At 67.0% G+C, this 24484-nt stretch carries 21 protein-coding genes, 1 tRNA gene and 1 riboswitch; of the genes, 13 read left to right on the top strand and 9 right to left on the bottom strand.

The genetic code is table 11. From position 1 onward, the window contains the following. Positions 1-2 precede the first annotated feature (2 nt). Complete coding sequence (locus J2739_RS17045; protein ID WP_309903701.1) at positions 3-833, bottom strand: IclR family transcriptional regulator; 831 nt, start codon at positions 831-833, stop codon at positions 3-5. A gap of 208 nt (positions 834-1041) precedes the next feature. On the opposite strand from J2739_RS17045, the gene J2739_RS17040 reads away from it, so the two are divergent. Beyond that, a complete protein-coding gene (locus J2739_RS17040; RefSeq protein WP_309903699.1) occupies positions 1042-2280 on the top strand; it encodes an NAD(P)/FAD-dependent oxidoreductase in 1239 nt (412 codons plus the stop codon). Between the two features lie 170 nt (positions 2281-2450). After that, positions 2451-2909, top strand: coding sequence for a hypothetical protein (locus J2739_RS17035; RefSeq protein ID WP_309903697.1), 459 nt, complete (start codon positions 2451-2453; stop codon positions 2907-2909). Positions 2910-2991: 82 nt separating this feature from the next. Here the strand turns inward: J2739_RS17035 and J2739_RS17030 are convergent. The 6 genes from J2739_RS17030 to cysS all read right to left on the bottom strand — a co-directional run bounded on the left by J2739_RS17030 (position 2992) and on the right by cysS (position 8507). Next, positions 2992-3084, bottom strand: a tRNA-Ser gene (locus J2739_RS17030). A gap of 22 nt (positions 3085-3106) precedes the next feature. Beyond that, a complete protein-coding gene (locus J2739_RS17025; RefSeq protein WP_309903695.1) occupies positions 3107-4375 on the bottom strand; it encodes an aspartate kinase in 1269 nt (422 codons plus the stop codon). 82 nt (positions 4376-4457) lie between these two features. Beyond that, positions 4458-5426: a tRNA lysidine(34) synthetase TilS gene (tilS, locus tag J2739_RS17020; protein ID WP_309903693.1), complete on the bottom strand. Its 969-nt coding sequence runs from the start codon at positions 5424-5426 to the stop codon at positions 4458-4460. A gap of 35 nt (positions 5427-5461) precedes the next feature. After that, a complete protein-coding gene (locus tag J2739_RS17015; RefSeq protein ID WP_309903691.1) occupies positions 5462-6442 on the bottom strand; it encodes an acetyl-CoA carboxylase carboxyltransferase subunit alpha in 981 nt (326 codons plus the stop codon). 15 nt (positions 6443-6457) lie between these two features. Further along, positions 6458-7114 carry a DNA-3-methyladenine glycosylase family protein gene (locus J2739_RS17010; RefSeq protein ID WP_309903689.1) on the bottom strand — a complete coding sequence of 219 codons (657 nt, stop codon included), beginning with the start codon at positions 7112-7114 and terminating at the stop codon, positions 6458-6460. Between the two features lie 16 nt (positions 7115-7130). Next, on the bottom strand, positions 7131-8507 hold the full coding sequence (gene cysS, locus J2739_RS17005; RefSeq protein WP_309903687.1) for a cysteine--tRNA ligase: 1377 nt from the start codon (positions 8505-8507) through the stop codon (positions 7131-7133). A gap of 191 nt (positions 8508-8698) precedes the next feature. Here cysS and J2739_RS17000 point away from each other — a divergent pair, with 191 nt between their 5' ends. From J2739_RS17000 to J2739_RS16980, 5 genes are all read left to right on the top strand, one after another. Beyond that, a complete protein-coding gene (locus J2739_RS17000; protein WP_309903685.1) occupies positions 8699-9283 on the top strand; it encodes a tetratricopeptide repeat protein in 585 nt (194 codons plus the stop codon). Between the two features lie 61 nt (positions 9284-9344). Continuing rightward, positions 9345-9920, top strand: coding sequence for a peptidylprolyl isomerase (locus J2739_RS16995; RefSeq protein ID WP_309903682.1), 576 nt, complete (start codon positions 9345-9347; stop codon positions 9918-9920). A gap of 21 nt (positions 9921-9941) precedes the next feature. Continuing rightward, positions 9942-10451 carry a peptidylprolyl isomerase gene (locus J2739_RS16990; RefSeq protein WP_309903681.1) on the top strand — a complete coding sequence of 170 codons (510 nt, stop codon included), beginning with the start codon at positions 9942-9944 and terminating at the stop codon, positions 10449-10451. A gap of 2 nt (positions 10452-10453) precedes the next feature. Beyond that, positions 10454-11215: a UDP-2,3-diacylglucosamine diphosphatase gene (locus tag J2739_RS16985; protein WP_309903679.1), complete on the top strand. Its 762-nt coding sequence runs from the start codon at positions 10454-10456 to the stop codon at positions 11213-11215. Continuing rightward, entirely contained in the window at positions 11215-12012 is a 798-nt protein-coding gene (locus J2739_RS16980; RefSeq protein ID WP_309903676.1) for a M90 family metallopeptidase, read from the top strand. Before J2739_RS16985 ends, J2739_RS16980 begins: the two co-directional genes overlap by 1 nt. Before the next feature lie 16 nt (positions 12013-12028). Here J2739_RS16980 and J2739_RS16975 read toward each other — a convergent pair whose 3' ends face one another. Together J2739_RS16975 and J2739_RS16970 are read right to left on the bottom strand one after the other, a co-directional pair. After that, entirely contained in the window at positions 12029-14851 is a 2823-nt protein-coding gene (locus J2739_RS16975; protein ID WP_309903675.1) for a DUF349 domain-containing protein, read from the bottom strand. Between the two features lie 92 nt (positions 14852-14943). Next, positions 14944-18741, bottom strand: coding sequence for a DUF748 domain-containing protein (locus J2739_RS16970; protein ID WP_309903673.1), 3798 nt, complete (start codon positions 18739-18741; stop codon positions 14944-14946). Positions 18742-19334: 593 nt separating this feature from the next. On the opposite strand from J2739_RS16970, the gene J2739_RS16965 reads away from it, so the two are divergent. The 6 genes from J2739_RS16965 (at position 19335) to J2739_RS16940 (ending at position 24477) form a co-directional block, all read left to right on the top strand. Further along, positions 19335-20174 (top strand): lytic transglycosylase domain-containing protein, encoded by an 840-nt coding sequence (locus J2739_RS16965; protein WP_309903672.1) that lies wholly within the window; start codon positions 19335-19337, stop codon positions 20172-20174. A gap of 37 nt (positions 20175-20211) precedes the next feature. After that, positions 20212-20337, top strand: a riboswitch (ZMP/ZTP riboswitch). Between the two features lie 42 nt (positions 20338-20379). Then, complete coding sequence (glyA, locus tag J2739_RS16960; RefSeq protein WP_309903670.1) at positions 20380-21624, top strand: serine hydroxymethyltransferase; 1245 nt, start codon at positions 20380-20382, stop codon at positions 21622-21624. A 19-nt stretch (positions 21625-21643) separates the two neighbouring features. Next, on the top strand, positions 21644-22087 hold the full coding sequence (nrdR, locus tag J2739_RS16955) for a transcriptional regulator NrdR (protein ID WP_309903668.1): 444 nt from the start codon (positions 21644-21646) through the stop codon (positions 22085-22087). 152 nt (positions 22088-22239) lie between these two features. Continuing rightward, positions 22240-22860 carry a type IV pilus modification protein PilV gene (gene pilV / locus J2739_RS16950; protein ID WP_309903666.1) on the top strand — a complete coding sequence of 207 codons (621 nt, stop codon included), beginning with the start codon at positions 22240-22242 and terminating at the stop codon, positions 22858-22860. Beyond that, positions 22857-23846 (top strand): PilW family protein, encoded by a 990-nt coding sequence (locus tag J2739_RS16945; protein WP_309903664.1) that lies wholly within the window; start codon positions 22857-22859, stop codon positions 23844-23846. The genes pilV and J2739_RS16945 overlap by 4 nt, the downstream gene beginning before the upstream one ends. Before the next feature lie 4 nt (positions 23847-23850). After that, positions 23851-24477, top strand: a complete 627-nt coding sequence (locus tag J2739_RS16940) for a pilus assembly PilX family protein (RefSeq protein ID WP_309903663.1) — start codon at positions 23851-23853, stop codon at positions 24475-24477. The last annotated feature ends 7 nt before the right edge of the window (positions 24478-24484 follow it).

Here is a 24484-nt window from a genome sequence, read left to right as displayed (position 1 = left end):
CCTCAGAGGTCGGCCAGTTCCCGGTTGATCTCGCGCGCAGTCTTCAGCAGCTGTGGCACCAGGCGCCGCAGCACCTCCGCCAGCTCCCAGCGCGGCGAAGGGACTGCAATGTTGATCGCGCCGACCGGCTCCCCGGCGCGATTGGTCAGCGCCGCCGCGATGGAGATATCCCCCACAAAGGCCTCCTGGTCATTCAGCGCATAGCCCAGCTCGCGCGCCCTCGCCAGTGCGGCGCGCAGGCCGGGCAGATCGGTCACCGTACGCTTGGTCATGGGGGTGCGTCTGACGGCTCCCAGCATCGCCATCGCCTCCGCCTCGTCGAGCCTCGATAGCATCGCGCGGCCACCGGCGCTGCAGTACACCGGCAGCCGCGAGCCCACGTGCAGGTCGACACTCACCGCGTGCAGGCTAGGAAAACGCACGACATAAACAATCTCCGGCCCCTCCATCTCCGTGAGGTTGACCGTCTCGCCTGTTTTTCGGTTCAGCGCCTCCAGGTGCGGGCTCGCCTTCTCGCGCAGCCGGTCGGTCGCCAGCACGGTGTGACCGAATTCCAGCATCCGGCCCGACAAGGTGAAGGCCCGGGTGAGCGGATGCTGGCGCAGGTAGCCGAGTGCGCGCAGGGTGTGCGTGATGCGCTGCACTGCGCTGCGGTCCAGTCGCGCCAGCGCCGCCAGCTCGGTCAGGGCGACTGCGCGCCCTGCCGCGTTGAGCGCCTCCAGCACCTGGAAGCACTTGGCGACCGACGCCATGAAGAGCGGGCTCTCCAGGCCCGGTGCCGGCTTGCGCCTCCTGCGCGCGGGGGCGGCTGCAATGGGTTTGGCGCTCGGCATGGGTGCTCTTGGAGTGTGCCCATATTATTGCACTGCAATAACTAATATTGACTGGCGATAAACTCATACTACAGTGCGCCCCTTCCTTCGCAAAACCTCATGCGTCGCCTTACCCTGACCTTTCTGCACTCGATCCTGCTGGCCTGCAGCCACAGCGCCAGCCGGCCCGCGGGCGAGCCGTACGTGTCTGGCCAGCGCTCCGGCTCCCATGCCATCTGAATTGCAAGTCGCGGTCGTCGGCGCCGGCGTGGTCGGCAGTTGCATCGCGCTGGCACTGCGCAAGCGCGGCGCAGCCGTCACGCTGATCGACCGCGACGAGCCCGGCAGCGGCTGCAGCTACGGCAACTCGGGCGCCATCAGCCCCGGTTCTGTGGCGCCGCTGGCCATGCCCGGCATCCTCTCCTCGTTGCCGCGCATGCTGCTGGACGAAGAGAGCCCGCTGCACCTCCCTCTGCCCTACCTGCCGAGGGCTGCGCCGTGGCTGCTGCGCTTCGTCGCGTCGGCCCAGGCCTCGCGGGCGGCGCTGTCGGCGGCGAAGCTCGCGGCCTTGCATGCGGGCGCGCTCGACCGCCACGAAGCGCTGGCGCGCGAGCTCGGGGTACCCGAGCTCTTCGTGCGGCGCGGCCACCTGCACCTGTATCCCGATGCCCGCGCGCTCGCCAAGGACGCAGCCAGCTGGCGCATGCGCCAGCACTATGGCTACCAGTTCCGGCAACTGGACCGCGAGGGCATTCTGGCCCTGGAGCCGCGGGTGGGCGAGCGCTACCGCATCGGGATGTTCCTGGCCGACCACGCGACCATCATCAATCCCTTGCGCTATGTGCAGGCCATGGTGCGCGCCTTCACCGCGCGCGGCGGCCGGCTGCGGCGCGAGGAGGTGCGCGCGATGACGCCGTTGGACGGCGGCCGCTGGCAATTGGCCACGGCGGGCGCGGCCGAGGGCGAAGGCGCGGGCAACACCTTCGACCATGTGGTGGTGGCCGCGGGAGCGTGGTCGCGCCGGCTGCTGGACCCGCTGGGTCTGCCCCTGGCGCTGGAAAGCCAGCGCGGTTACCACGTGCAGTTCCAGGGCGGGCGCGACACGGTCTCGCGCACGGTGGTGCTGGCAGACCGCAAGATCTTCGTGACGCCGATGGAAGGCGGCCTGCGCGTGGGTGGCACGGTGGAGATCGGCGGCCTCGATCGCCCGCCCGATCCGCGCCGTGCCGCGATCCTGGAGCGGATCGCGCGCGAGACCTTCGAAGGACTCGAGGACCTGCACGCGACGCCATGGATGGGCCATCGGCCCTGCATGCCCGACTCCGTGCCCGTCATCGGCCCTGCGGCGGGCCGGCCCGGGCTGTGGCTGGCGGTCGGCCATGGTCACCTGGGCCTCACGGATTCCATCAACACCGCACAGTCCATTGCGAGCGGCATGCTTGGAGCGCGGGCCAGGCCCTCGAAGTGAAAAGTATCCATTCCTTCACCGGCCGCAATGCGCCGCTCGCAATCCGCACGCGGGAAGCGTTGACGATTTAACAGCGCGCATGCTTTTCTGGCGGCCTCCACCCCGGTACTCCCTCGCAGCAACGACACTTCGACAGCTTTGAAAAACGTTGAAGACTTCGAGGACTGGATATGGAATCACCGGATCTTGAAACAGTGGAGATGGCGCGCACCCTCGTGGACGAAATCATCGCCGGCCGCAGTCCGATGGCGGCGGCCGTCCCCTACTTCGCACCGACCGACATCGGCTGCCTGACGCCGGCAATGAAGGAAGCCGAATCGCTCATCCAGGAGGAGAACGACTTCGGCAACCGCCTCCGTGCCGCGATTCAGATGAGCCTGGCGGCCGCCTCGGCTTCGCTGCGCGTCACCGAATCGCTGATGCAGGATTTCGCGCACCTGAGCCTGCCTGAGCGCCAGAAGCAACTCGCACGCTGCGCCTGCGACGCGCAGGCCTGCAGGGACATCGCGGGCCATGTCGCGCCGATTCTCTCGGGCAAGGAGGCGCCGAAGCTGGATGCGCTGCTGGAGATCAAGCGCGTCAAGTCGGCAGTCTACGAACGCTTCGGACGCTGGCCTGGCGGAGAGTGATGCCGCAGCCGCCTGGCACGCTGCATCCTTTGCAGCGGAGACGCGGGCAAAAAAGCGCGAGGGCCCGTTTTGTCTGCTGTCCTGGCGGAAACGGAGGGATTCGAACCCTCGATGAGGCTCTACACCCCATACTCCCTTAGCAGGGGAGCACCTTCGGCCACTCGGTCACGTTTCCAGGAAACCGCAATTATGCCAGCTTAAGCGGCCGGTTGATCGAGATCGAAGGCCTTGTGCAGCGCACGCACGGCGAGCTCCATGTACTTCTCGTCGATCACGACCGAGGTCTTGATCTCGCTGGTGGAGATCATCTGGATATTGATGCCCTCCTCGCTCAGCACACGGAACATCTTGCTGGCGACGCCCACGTGGCTGCGCATGCCGATTCCGACGATGCTGACCTTGCAGATCTTGGTGTCGCCCACGATGTCACTCGCGCCGAGCGTGGGCAGCACTTTTTCCTTGAGCAGGTCGACGGTCTTCGCGTAGTCGTTGCGGTGGACCGTGAAACTGAAGTCAGTGCGGCCATCCTTGCTCAGGTTCTGGATGATGACGTCGACCTCGACGTTGGCATCGGCAACGGCGCCGAGGATGTGGTATGCGATGCCCGGCTTGTCGGGCACGCCGAGTACGGAGATCTTGGCTTCGTCACGGTTGAACGCGATGCCGGATACGACGGCTTGTTCCATGTTTTCGTCTTCCTCGAATGTGATCAGGGTGCCGGAGCGGGCCTCTTCCTGGATGTCGATGTCCCAGGGCGTGAAGCTGGACAGCACGCGCAGCGGCACCTTGTACTTGCCGGCGAACTCGACCGAGCGGATCTGCAGCACCTTGGAGCCGAGGCTCGCCATCTCCAGCATCTCTTCGAAGCTGACGGTGCTGAGGCGGCGCGCATCGGGCTCGACACGCGGGTCGGTGGTGTAGACGCCGTCGACGTCGGTATAGATCAGGCACTCGTGCGCCTTCATCGCCGCCGCAACCGCGACCGCCGAGGTGTCGCTTCCGCCACGGCCCAGCGTGGTGATGTTGCCGGCGTCGTCCACGCCCTGGAAGCCGGTGATGACCACCACCCTGCCGGCCTCGAGGTCGGCGCGCACGCGCTCATCGTCGATGCTCTCGATGCGGGCCTTGGTGAAAGCGCTGTCGGTCCTCACCTGCACCTGCCAGCCGGCATAGCTGACGGCCTGCATGCCCTCGGCCTGCAGCGCGATCGCCAGCAATGCCGACGAAGCCTGCTCACCGGTGGCCGCGAGCATGTCGAGCTCGCGGTTGTGGTCGTCATCGACCTTGCTGGGCGCGAGCTCTTTGGCGAGGCCGAGCAGGCGATTGGTCTCGCCGCTCATGGCGCTCGGGACCACCACCATCTGGTGGCCGGCGCGCGCCCACTTGGCAACGCGCTTGGCGACGTTTCGGATGCGCTCGGTCGAGCCCATCGACGTGCCGCCGTATTTGTGAACGATCAATGCCATGGGTGAAGTCAAGGAGAAGGATTCGGATGCCTGCCGCAATGCCGGCGCCCGGAGGGCCTGTCGTGTGCCTGGGGGTGACTGTTCAGCGCAAGGCTGCAGGCTGCGACGGAGGCCGGGCATTGTACCAACGGAGGACGTCGTCCTCGCGCTGGACGTAACCGTCCGCAACCTTGAGGCGGATGCGGTGGCCGCGGGTGCTGCAGGCCTCGATCTGATCGAGCAGCTGTTCGAGCTGGGCTTCGCTGGGCACGGCGTCATGCTCGCGCTTGAGCCAATGGCGCAGCACGTTGGCCAGCCGGCCGCGGGGCAAGCTGCGCAAGGCGGCCAGCGCAGGCGGCGAGCCGGCAGCCGCAATGTCCGAAGCCGCGATCTCCGCCAGCAGCCGCGAGGCCTTGGCGGCGTTGCGCGCCGAGCGTGCGAACGTTTCGCGAAACTGCGGCAGCGTCGCGGCGAGCGCCGGCAGCAGCTGCAGCCGGATGCGGTTGCGCGTGTAGCGCAGGTCGGCGTTGCTGGGGTCGTCCATGTGCCCGGCGCCGCTTTCGGCGATCCACTCGCGCAGCGCCACGGCCTGCACCTCCAGCAGCGGCCGGTGGAAGTTCACGCCATGCCGCTGCATCTGCCGCGGCATGCCGGCCAGGCCGTCGAGCCCGGCGCCACGGCTGAGTGCGATGAGCATCGTCTCGACCTGGTCGTCGGCATGCTGGGCCAGCGCAACATCGTTCAGGCCGTGTGCCCGTGCCAGTGCTGCCAGCGTCGCGTAGCGCGCCCGCCGCGCAGCATCTTCGGGGCTCTCGCCGGGCGCATGCCGCGCGTCGACGTGTCCGACGTGGAGCGGCACGCCCAAGGCCGCGCAGGTGGCGAGGCAATGGGCTTCGAAATCGTCGGCCGCCGGCTGCAGGCCGTGATGCACATGCAGCGCCTCGATCTGTCCGGGCCAGCGGCCAGCGGCCGCATGCAGCAGCGCGGTAGAGTCGGCCCCGCCGCTGTAGGCGATGGCCAGCGGCAGCGGCGCCACCCAGGACGCAAGCGCGAGGGCGGCGGGATTTTCCATCGGGAATGCCGGGCCTCCAGCGGCCCGCAACAGCCTTACTTCGTGCTCTCGGCCTTGGTGTCGGCGAAGCGGCCGTAGCTCTGCAGCCGCTCGTAGCGGCGGTCGAGCAGCTCCTTGGGCCGCAGATCGGCGACCTGGCGGAAAGCATCGTTCAGCGCGCGCTTGAGAAAGGCGGCCATCTGGCGGTGGTCGCGATGCGCGCCGCCGACCGGCTCGTTGACGATCTTGTCGACCAGGCCCAGGGCCTTGAGCCGATGGGCGGTGATACCCAGCGCGTCCGCCGCTTCCTGGGCCTTGTCGCTGGTCTTCCAGAGGATGGAAGCGCAGCCTTCCGGGCTGATCACCGAGTACACCGAGTACTGCAGCATCAGGACCTGGTCGCCGACCGAGATCGCCAGCGCGCCGCCGGAGCCGCCCTCGCCGATGATGGTGACGATCACCGGCACCTCGAGCTGCGCCATTTCGAAGATGTTGCGGCCGATGGCCTCGGACTGGCCGCGCTCCTCGGCATCGATGCCCGGGTAGGCGCCCGGCGTGTCGACGAAGGTGAAGACGGGCAGCTTGAACTTCTCGGCCGTCTTCATGAGCCGCAGCGCCTTGCGGTAGCCCTCCGGCTTGCTCATGCCGAAGTTGCGTGCGGTGCGCTCCTTGGTGTCGCGGCCCTTCTGGTGGCCCAGCACCATGCAAGGGGTGCCGTTGAAGCGCGCCAGCCCGCCGACGATGGAGAGGTCGTCCGCGAAGTGGCGGTCGCCGTGCAGTTCGACGAAGTCGGTGAAGATCTCGTGGACGTAGTCCAGTGTGTAGGGGCGCTCCGGATGCCGGGCGATCTTGGTGATCTGCCAGGGTGTCAGGTCGCTGTAGATTTCCTTGGTGAGCTGCAGGCTCTTCTTGCCGAGCTGGTCGATCTCTTCCGAGATGTCGACCGCCGATTCGGTCTGCACATAGCGCAGCTCTTCGATCTTGGATTCGAGTTCCGCAACGGGTTGCTCGAAGTCGAGAAAGGTTCGTTTCGCCAACGTCTTCTCCTCTTGTCAGTATGCGACCACCGGCAGGGGGTCGAGCGATCGCCAAATATACCAAGTCGCGACGCTGCAGTAAGGAGCCCAGGCCACGGCCACCTCGCGCGCATCGCTCCGGCTGACCGGATCGCCCGAGAAATAACTGCGGCTGATGCCGGTGATGAGCCCGACGTCGTCCAGTGGCAGCACGTTGGGCCGCATCAAATGGAAGATCAGGAACATCTCCGCGGTCCAGCGGCCGATGCCGCGGATCGCGACCAGCTCCGCGATGATCATCTCGTCGGACATGTGCTCCCAGGCATCCACATGCACGGTGCCGGAGTCGAAGTGCAGCGCCAGGTCGACCAGGTACTCCACCTTGCGCGCGGACAATCCGGCCGCGCGCATGTCGTCGACCTTGAGCTTGAGCACGTTCGCCGGCGTCATCTTGCGCGGCAGCTTGGCGAAGCGGTCCCACACCGATTGGGCGGCCTTCACCGAGATCTGCTGACCGACGATGCTGCGCGCCAGCGTGGTGAAGGCGTCGCCGTGCGACTCCAGGCAGGCGTCGCCGAACTGCGGGATCAGCCGCTTCATGACGCGGTCTTTTTTTGCCAGGTGCTTGCAGGCCTCTTCCCAGTAGGGCGGCGTGTGGATTTCGATGATGGGGGACTTCTTGGCGGGAGGCATCGTTGTTCTCATGCCCTCACTTGACGGTGGTCCAGGTGGTGCCGGTCGGCGAATCCTTCAGCACGATGCCCTGGGCCAGCAGATCGCTGCGGATGCGATCCGCCTCGGCGAAGTTCTTCGACGCCTTGGCCTCGGCACGCCGCGCGATCAAGGCCTGGATCGAGGCATCGTCGAGCGTGCTGCCGGCCTGCAGGAAGGCTTCGGGATCGGCCTGCAGCAGGCCGAGACAGGCACCCAGCGCTTTCAGGAGGCCGGCGGCCTGGGCCGACTTCGTGCGGTTCACTTCCCCGGCCAGATCGAACAGCACGGCCACCGCCTCCGGCGTCCCGAAGTCCTCGTCCATCGCGGCCTTGAAGCGCGCGGCATGAGGGTCGGACCAGTCGACGGCGATCTGGGCCGGCGCCACTAGGTGCAGCGCCGTGTAGAGCCGCTTGAGCGAGGCACGCGCATCGTCCAGGTGCACGTCGCTGTAGTTGAGAGGGCTGCGGTAATGCGCGCGCACGACGAAGAAGCGCACGGTCTCCGCATCGAACTGCTTCAGCACGTCGCGGATGAGGAAGAAGTTGCCCAGGCTCTTGGACATCTTCTCGTCGTCGATGTTGACGAAGCCGTTGTGCATCCAGGTGCGGGCCAGCGGCTGGCCAGTCGCGCCTTCGCTCTGCGCGATTTCGTTCTCGTGATGAGGGAACTGCAGGTCCATGCCGCCGCCATGGATGTCGATGGTCGCGCCGAGCAACTGGCAGGCCATGGCCGAGCACTCGATGTGCCAGCCGGGGCGGCCGGGGCCGAACTCGCTGGGCCACTTCACTTCCTCGGGTTCGGCGGGCTTGGCGCTTTTCCACAGCACGGGATCGAGCGGATCGTCCTTGCCGTCCAGCACGGCCACGCGCTCGCCGGCATGGAGTTCATCGAGCGACTTGCCGCTCAGCTTGCCGTAGCCGGGAAACTTGCGCACCGCGTAGTTGACGTCGCCATTCGTCGAGCGATAGGCCAGGCCCTTCTGCTCCAGCGTGGCGATCATCGACAGCATCTGCGGCACGTACTCGGTAGCCCGAGGCTCGTGCGTGGGGCGCTCGATGCCCAGGGCGTCGGCGTCCTCGTGCAGCGCCTCGATCATGCGGTCGGTGAGCGCGCGGATGCTCTCGCCGTTCTCGACCGCGCGCCGGATGATCTTGTCGTCGATGTCGGTGATGTTGCGCACGTACTCGACGTCCAGACCCGAGGCCTTGAGCCAGCGCTGCACCACGTCGAAGGCCACCATCGAACGCGCGTGGCCGAGGTGGCAGTAGTCGTACACCGTCATCCCGCACACGTACATGCGCACCCGGCCGGGTTGCAGAGGAGAAAAATCCTCCAGTTCACGCGAGAGCGTGTTGTAGATGCGAAGACTCATGAGACAAGGAACACGCCGGATGCGCCCACGCGACATGGGCGAGCGAGGAAGATTTTTCAGGGGTGAGGATGCTATGGCAACGAGAGGATGAACGGAGCCCCTCGGCTACAATCCCCCCTCAGTATAAACGGCCGGTTCCGTTATTTTCCGGGTGTTTTCGAGGCCCGCGCTCCTCCAATTTCTCGAGGCTCATGAAGCACACCGCTGCCCCCTCCTCCAGCCCCATCCCCCGCATCCTGTCGGTTCTCCTGCTCGCCTTCGCGGCCGTCGCTGCGCACGCCGACGACTACCTCGACGTCAACACCTTGCTGCGCCAAGGCAAGGCAGCCGAGGCGCTGACCAAGGCCGACGCCTACATCGCCGGCAAGCCGCGCGACCCACAGATGCGCTTCCTGCGCGGCGTAATCCTGACCGAGCAGGGCAAGCAGGCGGAAGCGGTCACGGCCTTTACGCAGCTCACGCAAGACTTCCCCGAACTGCCCGAGCCCTACAACAACCTGGCGGCCCTCTACGCTGCCCAGAGCCAGTTCGACAAGGCGCGCGCGGCGCTGGAGATGGCGATCAAGCTCAACCCGAACTACGCCACCGCGCACGAGAACCTGGGCGACGTCTATGCCCGTCTCGCCGGGCAGTCCTATGGCCGCGCGCAGCAGCTCGAGGCAGCCAACACCAGCGTCGCGCCCAAGCTTGCGCTGATCCGCCAGTTGTTCAGCGCGCCGGCCAGCGGCGCGCTTCCGGCGGCGCCGGCCGATGCCCGCAAGCCGGTGCGCCGCTAGCCCGCTGCCTTGGGCCGCGGCCAATCCGCCGCTTTTTTCAGTCCGTCCTACTTCCAACACCATGCACATTCTTTCCCGACGCACGGCCCTGGTCCTCGTCTCGACCCTGTGCCTCGCAGGCGCCGCGTGCGCGCAACAGGGCGCGCCGCGCGTCAAGCTCGCCACCTCGGCCGGCGACATCGTGGTCGAGCTCGCGCCCGACAAGGCCCCCAAGACCGTCGAGAACTTCCTGCAGTACGTGCGCGACAAGCACTACGACGGCACCGTGTTCCACCGCGTGATCGACGGCTTCATGATCCAGGGCGGCGGCTTCACGCCCGAGCTGCAGCAGAAGCCCACGCGCGCGCCGATCCCGCTCGAGGCCAGCAACGGCCTGAAGAACGACAAGTACACGATCGCGATGGCGCGCACGCCGAACCCCAATTCCGCGACATCGCAGTTCTTCATCAACGTGAAGGACAACACGATGCTCAACGCGCCAAGTCCCGACGGCTACGGCTACACGGTGTTCGGCAAGGTGGTCTCGGGCACCGAGGTCGTCGACAAAATCCGCGCCGTGCGCACGGGCAACAAGGGCGGCATGCAGGACGTGCCGCTCGAAAGCGTCACCATTCAATCCGCCACCGTGGCGAAGTAAGCCCATCAACAAGGAGCCCTCATGAGCAACCCCCAAGTCGAACTGCACATCAAGGACCAGGGCGTCATCACGCTCGAACTGGACCAGGACAAGGCGCCGAAGACGGTCGAGAATTTCCTCGCCTACGTCACCAAGGGCCACTACGACAACACGGTGTTCCACCGCGTCATTCCCGGCTTCATGGTGCAAGGCGGCGGCTTCGAGCCCGGCATGTCGCAGAAGGCGACCGGCGCCGAAATCCAGAACGAGGCCAACAACGGCCTGAAGAACGACAACTACACCGTCGCCATGGCGCGCACCAGCGCGCCGCACTCGGCGACCGCCCAGTTCTTCATCAACGTGGCCGACAACGGCTTCCTCAACCACACTGCGCCTTCCGCGCAAGGCTGGGGCTATGCGGTGTTCGGCAAGGTCGTCGAGGGCAAGGAAGTGGTCGACAAGATCAAGGCCGTGAAGACCGGCCGAAAGGGCTTCCACGACGACGTGCCGCTGGAAGACGTGATCATCGAGAAGGCCGTCGTCAAGGCCTGACGATGACGGCTTTCGCCGAGCTCGTGGCTCCCGCGGCGTGGCGCACGGTCGACCTCATGTCCGACCTCCACCTGCAGTCCTCGGACCCGGCAACCTTCGAGGCGTGGCGCGGCTACCTGCAGACCACGCCGGCCGACGCGGTCTTCATCCTCGGCGACCTGTTCGAGGTCTGGGTCGGCGACGACGCAGCCGCCGAGCCCGGCTTCGAGGCGCAATGCGCCGAAGTGCTTCGCGAAGCCGCCGCGCGGCGGCCGCTGTTCTTCATGCATGGCAACCGCGACTTCCTGCTCGGCGCTGCCTTCGCCGCGCAATGCGGCATGCAACTGCTCGACGATCCCACCGTGCTGGCCCTGCATGAGCGGCGCTGGCTGCTGAGCCACGGCGATCTTCTCTGCCTCGAGGACACCGAGTACCTGCGCTTCCGCGCGGAGGTGCGCACCCCTGGCTGGCAGAGCGCCTTCCTCGCTCGGCCGCTGGCGCAGCGCCGCGCCCTCGCGCGCTCGATGCGCGCGCAGAGCGAGGACCGCAAGCGCAGCCCCGGCATGGTCTGGGCCGATGTCGACGCCGACGCCGCGCGCGACTGGCTGCGGCAGGCCGGCGCGACGACGCTGGTCCATGGCCACACGCACCGTCCCGCGTCCCATGCGCTCGGCGAGGGCCTTCAGCGCCTCGTGCTGAGCGACTGGGACCTCAAAGCCCACCCCGCGCGTGCGCAGCTGCTGTGCCTGTCGCGCGCAGGCGCCCAACGCGTCGACCTGCGCTGATGTTCGGTTGGCTGCGCGGCCTGCGCACTCCACCTCCGATCCCGGCGTCCGCATGGCAGGCGACCCTCGCGCGCTATCCCTTTCTCGCCGACCGGCAAGGCTCCGAGCTCGAACGCCTGCGCCGCCTCGCGGCCGAGTTCCTGCGCGACAAGGAATTCCATGGCGCCCATGGCTTCGTCATCACCGATGAGGTCGCGCTCGCCGTGGCCGCACAGGCCGTGCTGCCGGTTCTGCACCTGCGGGGCGGCCTGCGCTGGTATGACGATTTCGTCGGCATCGTGATCCATCCGTCCGAGGCCGTGGCCCGGCGCAAGACCGTCGACGAGACCGGCGTGGTCCACGAATACGACGAGATCGTGGCCGGCGAGGCCATGGACCGCGGTCCGGTGATGCTGAGCTGGCAGGACGTGCTGGCGGGCAGCGTCACGCAGGACGCAGGCTACAACGTCGTGATCCACGAGTTCGCCCACAAGATCGACATGAAGAGCGGCGCGGCGGACGGCTGCCCGCCGCTGCCCGCCGGCTTCGCGGGCACCTCGACGGCGCGCGCCGCGCGCATTGCCTGGTTCGCGGTGCTGCAGCCGGCCTACGAGAACTTCCGCGAAAGAACGATCGTCGCCGAGCGCTTCGGCGGCGAGGCGCCGTGGCTCGATGCCTACGGCGCCACATCGCCCGGCGAGTTCTTCGCCGTGGCTTGCGAGGCCTATTTCGTGAACCGCCCGCGGCTGGCGTCGGAGTTCGCCGGCCTGGTCGCGCTGTTCGACGAGTTCTTCAGGCGCCCGGCCCCATCGGCCTAGGCGCCCCGCCCTCGCTTCACTTGCGCAGCAGCGCCTTGAGCGCGTTCTGCAGGCGGCGCGCCAAGGCGGCGTCGTGCGGCGCCGCGAGCACGGTGCCGGTGTCCTGGCCCCAGGTCTGCGCCGGGGCTGGATCGCCGCGCCGCGTCAGCAGCTTCAACTGCAGGGCGCGACGCGCTTCGAGTTGCTCGGCTGGGGTCGGCACCTCGGCCGCCATCTCGAGCCGCAGCAGGGCCTCTGCGGCGGCATCGGCCTCTGCCGAGGGGCCGGCAGTCAGGGCCTGCGACCACTGCCCGCGCACGGCGGGCGTGACCGCGCGCCCCAACTCCTGCACGCTGGGCAGCTTCGACGCATCGCGCTGCTCCCACGCACCCAGCACCTGGGTCAGCGCCTCGCCATGAGCCTGGGCAGCGAGCTTGCGCAGCGCCTGATCGGCACGCTCCAGTGCCTCGCGCTGGGCTCGGAAGGCGGCATCGCCAAGCCGTGGGCCACGCTCATCGCGCGGCGGCCGGTCGCCGAAGCGGCCGGCCCCCGGGCCGCGGTCGCCGGGGCGCGGCGGCCGCTCGTTGGCGCGGCCGGGCGGGCCGCCACGGCCGTCGCGGCGATCGCCTCCGAAGCGGCTGTTGCCGCGTCCCGCGGGCAAGACTTCGGCCTTCCTGTTACCGGGCCGGTCGTCACCCCGGACGGCGATCACGGGCTTGGGTGCCGGTTTGGGCGGCGCCGCGGGCGCCGGTGCAGCCTCTGACTCGGCATCGGCCTCGGCGGCGTCGGCGCGGGCCGACGCATCGGCACCGTCGGCCGGTGCCACCAGGCTGGGCATCGGTGCCGCGACGTCGCTGGCAGCCGGCTCGGGCGAAGCCTCGGCGTCTGCGGGCCCGGGCGCCTGCTCGGCACTCTCGCTGAACTCGGCGGCCGCCTGGCCCGGCGCCACCACGTCAGTCGCGCCCACGGGCGGCCCGTCGGCGGACGCGGCGGCCTTGGGTGCAGGCGGTGCCTCGCCGCGCAGGGCAGCCTCGAGCCGGGCCACGGCAGCGCGGATCTTCTGGGCATCCCCCGTGGCGTTCGCCGCTTCCACCGCCTTCGAGGCGTCGAGCACATGGCGATCGTGGTCGCTCATCGCGGCCGCGGCCTTCTCGCGCTCGGCGCTCTTGCGGTTGAAGGCCTCGTCGATGGGGGCGCGGAAGGCATCCCACAGCTTCTGTTCCTGGCGGCGGTCCAGCGGCACCGTCTGTGCCTCGGCCTGCCAGCGCTGTTGCAGGGCCTTCACGGCATCGATGCGCAGCATCGGCGCGGCGCCGAGCTCCGTGGCCTCGGCGATCATGGCCTGGCGGCGCTCGATGCTGGCCTTCTGCGCGGCCTCGAAGGGCGCACGCGCCGCACCGAAGGCCGCGTTCCAAAGGGGCTGCAGCTCGGCGAACACCTTCTCGCCGACATGGCCGGCGTCACGCCAGCGATCTGCGAACTGATGCAGCGCGCGGTTGTAGGCCTTGAGGTCGGTGTTGCCGGCCTGCGCCTCGGCCCAGGCCTTCACCTCCTCGATCAGCGCCAGGCGCTGCGCGCGGTGCTCGGCCGCATCGGCCCGCACCTTGTCGAGCCAGGCTTCGACCACCTTGTGGGCTTCGTTGCAGGCCTCGTCGAAGCGTTTCCAGAGGGCGTGGTTGGGCACGCCACCCTGATCGGCCTGCTTCCATTGCTCGCGCAGGCTGCGCAGCGTCTCCTGCATCTTGCGCCCGCCCAGGGCCTGGCCCTCGGGGCGCTTGAGCAGGCCCTCGGCCTTGGCCACCAGTTCTTCGCGCACCTTGTCGGCGCTCCAGCGCTGCCAGCCTTCCAGCTCGCCGGCGGCGACCAGGGCCGCATGCACACGGGCTTCGAGCGCCGCATCGACCATCTTGCCGTGCTCCTTGAGCACCGCGCGCAATGCCGCGGCGGCGCCGGCGCTGGCCTTGCCGTGGCCCTCGGCGGTTTCCTGCTCGAGCTTGGCGAGCGCGGCCTCGACGGCGCCCTGGGCGGCAGCCCGTTTCTCGGGATCGACCTTGGGCCCCGGTGGCTTCTGCGCGGCGGGAGGCGCAGCCTCGGGCGCACCGCCGCGGGCAACGCGAAGTTCGTCGGCCCACACCGGCACGGGCGGCAGCGGCGCCGCCGCATCCTCGGCGGCGGCCACGGTCTGTGCCAGCGCCTGGTGGAAGGCATCGGACACCACCAACAGCTGCGCCTTGGACGACTCAAGCTGCGGCGCGAACTTGGCGTCCAGGCTGCTCCAGTTGGGATCGGCCGCGATGTCGGCGGCCTGCTGCTGCCAGTGGGCCACGTCGGCGCGCAGCGCCTCCTCGGCGGCCTGGGCGTCGCGCCAGCCCTTGGTCGACAACACCTCGAAACGCTGCGCCAGCAGCACAGCGGCCTCCCGGTGCACCTGAGCGCGATGCTGCAGGTCCTCGATTCCCTTGACACGCTCGGCCACACGGGCCTTGAAGCTGGCCAGCGGTTCGCGCGACAAGGGAGCGCCGGCCTTGGCTGCATCACGCTGCCAGGCCAGAGCATCGGCGATGTTGAGCTTGGGCTGGGCCAGCAGCGCCTCGGCCTTCTGGGCCCATTCGGCTGCGATGGCCTCCTGGCCACGGGCACGCTTGAGCTCGTCGAGCTTCTCGCGCAGGAGGCGCGCAGCGCCCTTGTCACGGCCGCTCAGTTCCTTGAACACCTCCTGCATCTGCTCGGGCGCCGGATTGCCCGCCAGCCAGTCGCGGATGCGTTGGGCACGCTCCCCCGAGGTCGGTGCAGTGAAGGCGCCGCCCGTCATCGTGTCGAGGGACTGGAGGTCGTGGGGCTTGGTCGAAGTTGAAGTCACTGCGCGAATAAAACCTGATCTATGGAGGAAAAGCGAAGGCGCCGGCATTGCCGGCGCACTTCGCCATTTTCGCCGACTTGCGGCGCCTGGGGTCAGCGGGTGGACAGATTCAGCTCCGCGCCCGGTTTCCAGTTGGGATCGCCGGCCTTGGTGCGTACCGCGCCGAGGAACAGCCGCTCGCTGGGCACCTTCTGTGCCAGCAGGTAGTCGCGCACGGCGGCGCCGCGCTCGATGGCGAGCTGGCGCATCGACTCCTCGTCGACCGGGATGCTGGCCATCAGCAGGTCTTCCATTTCCTTGACGGGGACATCCTTGGCCAAACCGATCATGTTGCGGGGCTTGGTCTTGAGGTCGGAGCGCTGGTAGACCGCGGCCAGGAGCTCGGGGTACTCGGCATCGGTGACCGGTGCCACGTCGGCCGCGTTCTGGTTGCTGCGCACCGCCGCACGGCGCTTCTCGGACTGGGCGAGTTCGCGCACGCGCTGGCGCTGGTAGGCCTCGCGTTCCTGCTCGAGGCTGGAAGTGCCCACCACGGTCATGCGCAGAGCGGGCCGGTCGGCGAGTGCCTTCGCGACCTTGTCCAGGCTCTGCTTCGCCTCGGCCGACAGCGCCGCGCTGCCGGGCGCGAAGGCGATGGTGCTCGAATCACCGCTGCCGCTGCCGAGGCCGCCCGTCAGCAGCGCGAACGGCGCGGTCGCGGCCTTGGCGATCAGGTTGACGATCGCCTTCAGGATGAGCGGGCCCAGGCTGAACTGCGGGTCGTTCAGGGAGCCACGGATGGGGAAGTCGATGTCGATCACGCCGTTGCGATCGGCCAGCAAGGCGACGGCGAGGCGCACCGGCAGGCTGTTGGGCGCGCCTTGCACTTCCTCGCCGAATTGCAGCTGGTTCAGCACCAGCTTGTTGGTGGCGGTGAGCTGGCCATCAGGCGTGATCCTGTAGCTCACGTCCATGCTGAGCTTGCCGCGCTCGATACCGTGGCCGGCATAGCGCACCGAGTACGGCGACAGCGGCGGCAGGTCGAGCTCGCGCATCTTCGCCGTGATGTCGAGTTCCAGCGGCTTGGCCAGCGGGTTGAGCTTGCCGGTGATCTCCAGCGCCGCCGTCTGCTGGGCCTTGCCGCGCAGCTCGAGGTCCGCCAACGCAGGCCGATCACCCTGCGGCTTGGAGGAGAAGGCGCTGAGCTTGCCGCTCAGCTCGGTCAGGTCGGCCGAGTAGTTGGGCTTGACGAACAGGTCGCTGAAGTCGATGCGCCCATTGACCAGGTTCATGGGGCCGAAGTTGATGACCGGTGCAGGTCCGCCGTTCGCGGGCTCTGCTGCCTTCGCCGTCGAGGCAGGCGCCGCGGCTGAGGGCGGCGCGGCAGTGCCGCCGGCCATCGCTTCGGCGGAGGTCGGGGCGCCGCCGGAGGGCGGCGCCGGCTTTCGGGTGGTCGTGGTGGTGCCGCCGAGGCTGCGCCGCGTGCTCGTCTCGCCTGCCGGCGCCGGCGGCGTCTGCCCGGGCTTCCTGGTCAGGTCCTGCAGATTGAGTCGACCGGTCGGGTCGATGATCACGCGCGCGAAGAAGTCGGTCAGCGTGGTTCCGGCCACGTCCACTGCCAGCGGCGCCCGGGGAACCATGTTGACCTGCAGCCCCCGGAGGGTCAGGCTCTTCCAGCTCAGCAACTGGTTGCTGCGATTGGCCTGGCCGGGCGATTGGGTCAGCGTCGCGCTGTTGGCGCGGAAGTCTTCCAGCGACGTATCGCCCGCCAGCTTCACGCTCATGCCAGCAGGCGTGGTCGTGTACTTGACCGTGCCGCGATAACTGGCAAAAGCACGCCGGATGTCGATGTTGAGTGCATCGGCGTAGTAGGCCTTGAAGGCATGCGCCGGGACGGAGGCCACGTCCAGCCGGCCCTCGGCCGCCAGCGGCTTGAGTGCCACGGTGCCCTTGTAGTCGAAGCGCCCCGGCTCCGCCCGGCCAGCGGCGATGCGCCCGGACAGTTGCAGCGGCGAGGCCATGGCCGAATTGGGCGATATCTTCTGAGCGTTGAGCTTCAGGGCGCTGATCTCGAAAGCCACCGGCGTCGCATCGGCCTTGTCGGAATAGGACAGCGCGCCGTTCTCCACCGCCAGGGTACCGATGGAAAGCTCCCATGGCTTTGCGTTGGCCCCGGCTGCGGGCGTGCCTGCTGTGCTCGGATTCTTGGGGGCGGCGATCTTCGGATCCCCGCTTGCGTCCTGGCCGGCGCTCGAGGGCGCCTTGAGCCAGCGCTCGAACATCCAGCGCTTTTCCTTGTCTCGTTCGACCAGGATCTTGGGACTGCTGGCGCTGAACGAAGCGATGCTCAGCGTGTGGTTCGTCATGTCGGCTTCGGCATCGGCCAGCTCGAAGCGTCCCACGCTGGCCAGCGCCGCCTTTGCCTGCGTCAGTGCCAGCCCGTCGACCGCGACTCGCCTGGCCTTGAACTTCAACTCCGGCTGGTTCCAGGCGACGTCGATCTGGCCGCTGAGCTTGCCGTCGAGCGTGGGCTCCAGGCTCTGCGCCAGGTAGGGCGCCGCCAGCGACAGCGGCAGGGCCTCGACCTCGGCCTGCACCTTGGCGACCTTGTCCGTAGCCTCGCCGCCGAATTTGAGCGCGGCGCCGCCCACGACGCTGGAGCCGCTGAAGACGGCCGGCTTCTCCATCGGCCAGACGATGGCGGTGGCGTCGATCTGCAACTGCTTCAGGTCGACCGCCGCCGCGGGCTGGATGCTTTGGTCGCGCCATCCGATTTCGCCGCCGGACAAGGCCAGCTTGTCGACCTGCAAGCGCCAGGGGGGCGCCGCCGCCGCGGGCTTCGCACCAGCCTCGCCGTTTTGACGGGCGGCGGGCGGCGCTTTCTCGGCCGCGCCCTCGCCCGCCGGCAGCAGGTTGAGCCGGCCGGCGGCGTCGCGCGCCACCACCAGCTGCGGCGCGGCCAGCGACACCTCGCCCAGATGCACCACGCGCTCCAGCGGACGCACATCGGCCAGCACCAGCTTGAGAGAGTCGAAGCGAAGCAGATCGCGCGCCTTCGAATCGGCGAGCTGGATGCTGTGCGCCGCGACCGTTCCGGTGATCTTGAGGCCGGCGGTGGCCGCCTGCACAAAATCGATCTTCAAGTCGGCGTCGAGCTTGCCGCCCCGCAGCGCAACCGGCAGGCCACCGGGGATGTAGCCCAGGTAGGGCACCAGGTCCAGGTTCTTGAAGCTGATCTGGGCGTCGGTCTTGCGATCGTCTGCGAAGGGCGTGGTCGCCGCAGCAGAATCGAAGGCGCTTCCGTTGAGCACGAAGGCCAGCTTGGGCTCTGTCTTGATCGTGCGTTGCGAAGGGAGGTTGCTCAGGAACGGCACCTTGAGCACGAAGTCGCGCAACTCATGCTTGCGCTTGACGGCCTGGTCGTCGAACTCGACCGACCCGTTGGTGATGGCAATGTTGTAGATCGCGAAGCGCGGCGGCTCGCTTTTCGGCGCGTCGGGCGCGCTGGCCAGCTTGGCCAGGATGTCGTCGATGTCGTACTTGCCATCCGTCCGGTGGGTCAGCAGGACGGCAGGCGCATCGACACTGACCGCGTCGATCACCGGCGCCAGACGCAGGATCGACTGAAGTTCGGCATCGGCATAGATGCGCGCGATGGCCAGTTGCGGTCGGCTGCCGTCGGCAGTGGCGATGCGCAGGTCATCGAGCGTGAGCTCCAGGGTCCAAGGCTTGAAGTCGATCTTGCCGACCGTGACCTGGCGCCCCAGCTTCTCGCTCGCGATCCGCTGGATCTGGCTCTTGGCGATCGGTGGCACGGCCAGCCAGGCGAGGAGCCAGAACGCGAGTAACGCCAGCAAGGCCAGCACTGCTCGCCGCACCCACTTGTTTTGTTTCAGCGAAGCAGCATTCATCGGAGCGCGAGTGTGCCCCAAACCAATGGAGCATCGCAGAAAGTAGAAAGCCCGGCGGCCTGACTTTGACGCCTGGCCTCCGGGCTCGATGGCGGGCGCGACGCCCATGCCATCTCTTCGCTCGACCGGAAGTTGAATCGTCCCGATCGCGCTGGCAGCAAGAGATTGCCACCGTGGGGCCTCGGCCGCTGAACCGTTCGATGGATCTCTCGCGGTTGCCGGACCTCGGTTGAACGCCTGAATACTCAGGCCACCTCAGCCTAGGCCTGCCACCTGAGGATTGCAAATGAGCTTTTCAATGAACCAGGCGCGACCGATTCACTCTTTCCTAAGCTTACAAATAGCATGATTTTTCGTTTCTTTATGCTTGACCGGGTATTAAGGCCCTCCTAAAATCCGCGCTACCCGAGCGCCCATCTGCCCGCCCGGATCTGTCTTACATCCGCTGCCGAATTCTTTCGGCTTAATCAGGCGGCCGCGCCCTAACCCCTCTCGCGCGGTACCTGACTCGTACCAATCCACAAGCGCCGCCGCCTTCGACCATCGCCCTCTCGGCGTTGCGACCCAGGTGCCGCACAGAAGGAGGAAGAGCGATGAAACAGGCGTTTGCCGCCTCAGCCCGAGGGCTGCGGACTTTCATGTCCGATGTCGCCGAAGGTTTTTTCGAAGTGACCCACAACGGCTTTGCCCTGCTCGGGCTGGCCATCGTGTTCGCCGTGCTGGCGCTGGCCGCGCGTCCGGACCTGCGCCAGTCGGGCGAGGATCAGCTCATGGGCTGGCTGCAATCTCGCAAGCCCGTGCCCGAAGTCGAAGTCACCGATCTCGAGCCCACGGCGATCGACCGGACAACCGCCGCCAGTCCGCAAGAGCTGCCCAAGCCGCAGGCCGCGGTCGCCTATTGGCTGAGCAAGAAGTACCGCGTGGCGGTCGAGCCCCTGAGCGTCCTGGTGTCCGAGGCTTTCGATCTCGGCAAGCGCAACAAGCTCGATCCGACGCTGATCCTGGCCATCATGGCGGTCGAGTCCAGCTTCAACCCCTTCGCGCAGAGCCAGGTTGGCGCCCAGGGCCTGATGCAGGTGATGACCCGCGTCCATGGCGAAAAGTACGAAAGCGCCGGCGGCACCCTGACCGCCTTCGATCCGGTGACCAACATGCGCGTCGGCGTCAAGGTGCTGCAGGAATGCATCGCGCGGGCGGGTTCGCTCGAAGGCGGGCTCAAGTTCTACGTGGGCGCGGCCAACCTGCCGGACGACGGCGGCTATGCAGGCAAGGTGATGGCCGAGCATGTGCGCCTGCAGCAGGTGATCGCCGGCCGTGCACCTTCCACGAGCCCCACGCCGCCCGGCATGCGGGTGCAGCCTATGCCGGTGGTGGCGCCAGCCAAGCCGGAAGCCAACAGCCCGCAGAACGTCGCCCTGGCATCGGATCTATAGGCTTTTTGCGGCGCCGGCTGAAGCCGTCGGCTACACTCGCACGGCACGCGACTGGCGATAGGCGCGGCCCTTTTCAGGTGCTGGCGCTGACGTGGATGACCACTGGGAAGCGTGCCGCCTGCGGCGCTTTGCAGACGTTCCGCCGTTCGCCTGGGCAGCCCTTGTTTGGTTGAAGAACAAGGACCATCCGTCTTAAAGGACTGCCATGTACCACCGCCAGAATTTGGTCGAACAGACCGATCCCGAAATCTGGGCCGCCATCCAGGCCGAGAACGCCCGCCAGGAACAGCACATCGAGCTGATCGCGAGCGAGAACTACGCCTCCCCGGCCGTCATGGCCGCGCAGGGCTCGCAGCTCACCAACAAGTACGCCGAGGGCTATCCCGGCAAGCGTTACTACGGCGGCTGCGAGCATGTCGACGTGGCCGAGCAGCTGGCCATCGATCGCGTCAAGCAGCTCTTCGGCGCCGATGCAGCCAACGTGCAGGCCCATTGCGGCGCCTCGGCGAACGAAGCCGTGATGCTCGCCTTCCTCAAGCCCGGCGACACGATCATGGGCATGAGCCTCGCCGAAGGCGGCCACCTGACCCATGGCATGCCGCTCAACATGAGTGGCAAGTGGTTCAACGTCGTGAGCTACGGCCTCAACGACAAGGAAGAGATCGACTACGACGCGATGGAGCGCAAGGCGCACGACGCCATGCCCAAGCTGATCATCGCGGGCGCCTCCGCGTACTCGCTGCGCATCGACTTCGAACGCTTTGCCAAGGTCGCGAAAGACGTCGGTGCGATCTTCATGGTCGACATCGCGCACTACGCCGGCCTGGTCGCCGCGGGCGTCTACCCCAACCCCGTACCGCACGCCGACGTGGTGACCTCCACCACCCACAAGAGCCTGCGCGGCCCGCGCGGCGGCATCATCCTGATGAAGTCGCAGCACGAGAAGGCGATCAACAGCGCGATCTTCCCGGGCTTGCAGGGCGGCCCGCTGATGCACGTCATCGCGGCCAAGGCCGTTGCCTTCAAGGAGGCGCTGTCGCCTGAATTCAAGGCCTACCAGCAGCAGGTCGTGAAGAACGCGCAGATCGTGGCCGAGACGCTGAGCGCGCGCGGCCTGCGCATCGTCAGCGGCCGCACCGAGAGCCACGTGATGCTCGTCGATCTGCGCGCCAAAGGCATCACCGGCAAGGAAGCCGAGGCCGTGCTGGGCAGCGCCCACATGACCATCAACAAGAATGCCATTCCCAACGATCCCGAGAAGCCGATGGTGACCAGCGGGGTGCGCATCGGCACACCCGCCCTGACGACGCGCGGATTCAAGGACGAGGAGGCACGCATCACCGCCAACCTCATTGCCGACGTGCTGGACAACCCGCGCGACGCCGCCACCATCGAGGCGGTGCGCGCCAAGGTGCACGCGCTGACCAGCCGCTTCCCGGTCTACCGCTGATCACACGCGCGGCGCCCGCATGAAGTGCCCCTTTTGCGGCCACCTCGAAACGCAGGTCGTCGAGACCCGCGTGTCGGAAGATGGCGACTTCGTGCGGCGCCGCCGTCAATGCGGGACTTGCGAAAAGCGCTTCACCACCTACGAGCGGGCGGACGTCAACTTCCCGGTGGTGGTCAAGAAGGACGGCAGCCGCGCCGATTTCGAAGCCAAGAAGGTCCGCGCCTCGATGATGCTGGCGCTGCGCAAGCGCCCCGTGAGCATCGAGCAGATCGACCACGCGCTGCTGCGCATCGAGCAGAAGCTGCTGTCGAGCGGATTGCGCGAGATCGAGTCGACCAAGGTCGGCGAGCTCGTGATGCGAGAGCTCAAGCGCATGGACAAGGTGGCCTACGTGCGCTTTGCCTCGGTCTATCGCAGCTTCGAGGACCTGGATGAGTTCAGGCAGTTGCTGCGGGATATCTGACTTTCTGACAAAAGCTCTCCGCCATTGTCAGATGGCGCCAGAGTTCCCGGTTCAACGGCTCCGCAACGCCGCCCAGCGGCCCCGTCTCATTCCCTACTGACTCCCAGAATCTCCCGCTAAGTCGCCGTCCCGGCGACTCTTTGCTGGAGGTAATGGTGCAGTCGAGTATTCGTCGGCGTAGGCGAGCATCGGGCTTTTCTCTCATCGAAGTGCTCGTCGCACTGCTGGTGCTTTCATTTGGTTTGCTCGGCATGGTTGGGTTGCAGGCGACGGCCTTGCAGAACAATCGCGAAGCCCGTCTGCAATCAGTGGCAGTCAATTTGGCGCGTGAGCTGGCCGAAATGATGCGAGGCAACAAGGACGTGGCGATGCTCGCGACTGCAAACCCGTATGTCGGGGATTTTTCCGCCATCGGCGAAACGCCCGCCTCGCCTGCTTCACCTTCTTCTTGCCTATCTACCGGACTTTCCTGTGCCAACGCCACTGCGGTGGCAAACGCCGAGCTGACTGATTGGCTGGCGCGCGTGTCTGCAAGTCTCCCCGGAGCGCGGGTGAAGATCTGCCCCGATTCGGCCCCCTACTCCACCGCTGGCCTGCCGCAGTGGGACTGCACTGCGGCCACGACCACTGATGTGATCGTCGTCAAGATCGGATGGACCCACCTGTCTACAAACGCGTCGCTGCAGGATCGGAATGTCCGGAGCAACTCCACAAGTTCCGACAACCTGCCGCGCGTGATCCTGCCGGTGACCGCGGGAAGCACGACGCTATGAAGCATCCTTCACCCCCACGAGAAACGCGCATACGCCGCCGCTCCAGCGGCATGACGCTCGTGGAACTGCTCGTGGCCATGACGCTGGGGTTGTTGATCACACTCGCGGCAACCGCATCGCTGATCGCGGCGCGCCGCGGATTCACCACCGTCGATGCCGCTTCTCAGCTTCGCGACAACGCGCGCTTCGCAACCGATCTTATCCAGCGTCTGGCAGTCCAGTCCGGATACAAGGACGTATCCATTGCAGCAAGCAAGCGAGGTAATACGGTCGGCATCAGTGCCGATCCTGATCCCTATGTATACGGCTTCGACAACGCTGTTGCCTCTAGGACGTCAGTCACTGCCGCAAGTTCGCGCAGCAGCTATTTCGGCGATGTGCTGATCCTGCGCAGCCAACCCACCGAAACATTTCCCGGCTCTGGCAAGGCCGACAAAGGAATGATCGATTGCTCCGGCTTCTCGACCGAGACGCCACCTGCCAACCGTGACGACACCCGCGCAAGCGTCCTTTTCGTCTCCGAATCGTCCGTGGACGGTGAGCCGACGCTGAAGTGCTACCGATCGGAAACTGGCACGGTGCCCTTTGCCTCAGCGGTGCCGCTGATCCGCGGCGTGGAAAACTTCCAGGTGCTGTACGGCGTTGATGGCGTGGTAGCCAAAACGGCCATCGACCCCACGAATGCCACCTTGAAACCCGATACGGTGCCTGATAGCTATTTGCGCGCCGACCAGCTGACGGTGACTGGCGACGATGCAGCCACGCGTGCCAACTGGCGTCGCGTCCGCAGCCTGCGCATCGGCATGGTCCTGCGCAGCGATATCGGCGCCGCGCAGGAGTCGAAGGCCAAGACGCTGTACCCCCTGGGTGGCCCGGGCTTCAGTTCGACAGAGGACGTGGGCACGATCTACACGGCGCCGGCCGATGGCCGCTTGCGGCAAGTCGTGACTTTCACTGTGCATCTGCGCAACGACCAGGGGTTGTGAAGATATGCCGCATCTGTTCTATGCCGGACCCGCCCAACGCGAAAAGGGTGTTTCCCTGATCGTGGTTCTTCTTATCCTCGTCGTGGTATCGATCCTTGGGGTGGGCAGCGCGCAAATCGCCTTGCAGGGCGAACACGGCGCGCGCAACGACCGTGACATGCAATTGGCGTGGCAAGCGGCAGAAGCAGCCCTTCAGGATGCGGAGTTCGATATTCACGGGCCAGGAACCGGCAATCGCAGCGCACTCTTCGGCGGTCTGCAAGACACAAGCAGCTTCATCACGGACTGTGGAGACCAGAACTCGGGCCCTTCCTCCAAGAGCCTTGGACTTTGCGCAATGGTCACGAGCGGAACGCCGGCGTGGCTGAAAGTCGATTTCACGGTAACAGGCACAGCCGCACGCACTGTCAAGTTCGGCACCTTCACCGGCAGAAGCTTCGCCGCCAGCGACTCCGGTGCGACCCATGGCATCGAGCCTTACCAGGCTCCACGCTACGTGATCGAGCCGATTCCTGATCCCGGCAATCGAGACGCTTCGGCGACTGGCAGCTATGTCTATCGTGTGACCGCCATGGGGTTCGGGCCGCGCAAGGACATCCAGGCAGTGACACAAATCATCTACAGAAACTAACGTGACG

Origin of the sequence: Variovorax soli (genome assembly GCF_031454625.1) — a bacterium.
GTDB classification, from domain to species: domain Bacteria; phylum Pseudomonadota; class Gammaproteobacteria; order Burkholderiales; family Burkholderiaceae_C; genus Variovorax; species Variovorax soli_A.
The sequence above is the reverse complement of the archived record's forward strand: the minus strand, read 5'-3'. Positions and strand labels throughout refer to the sequence as shown.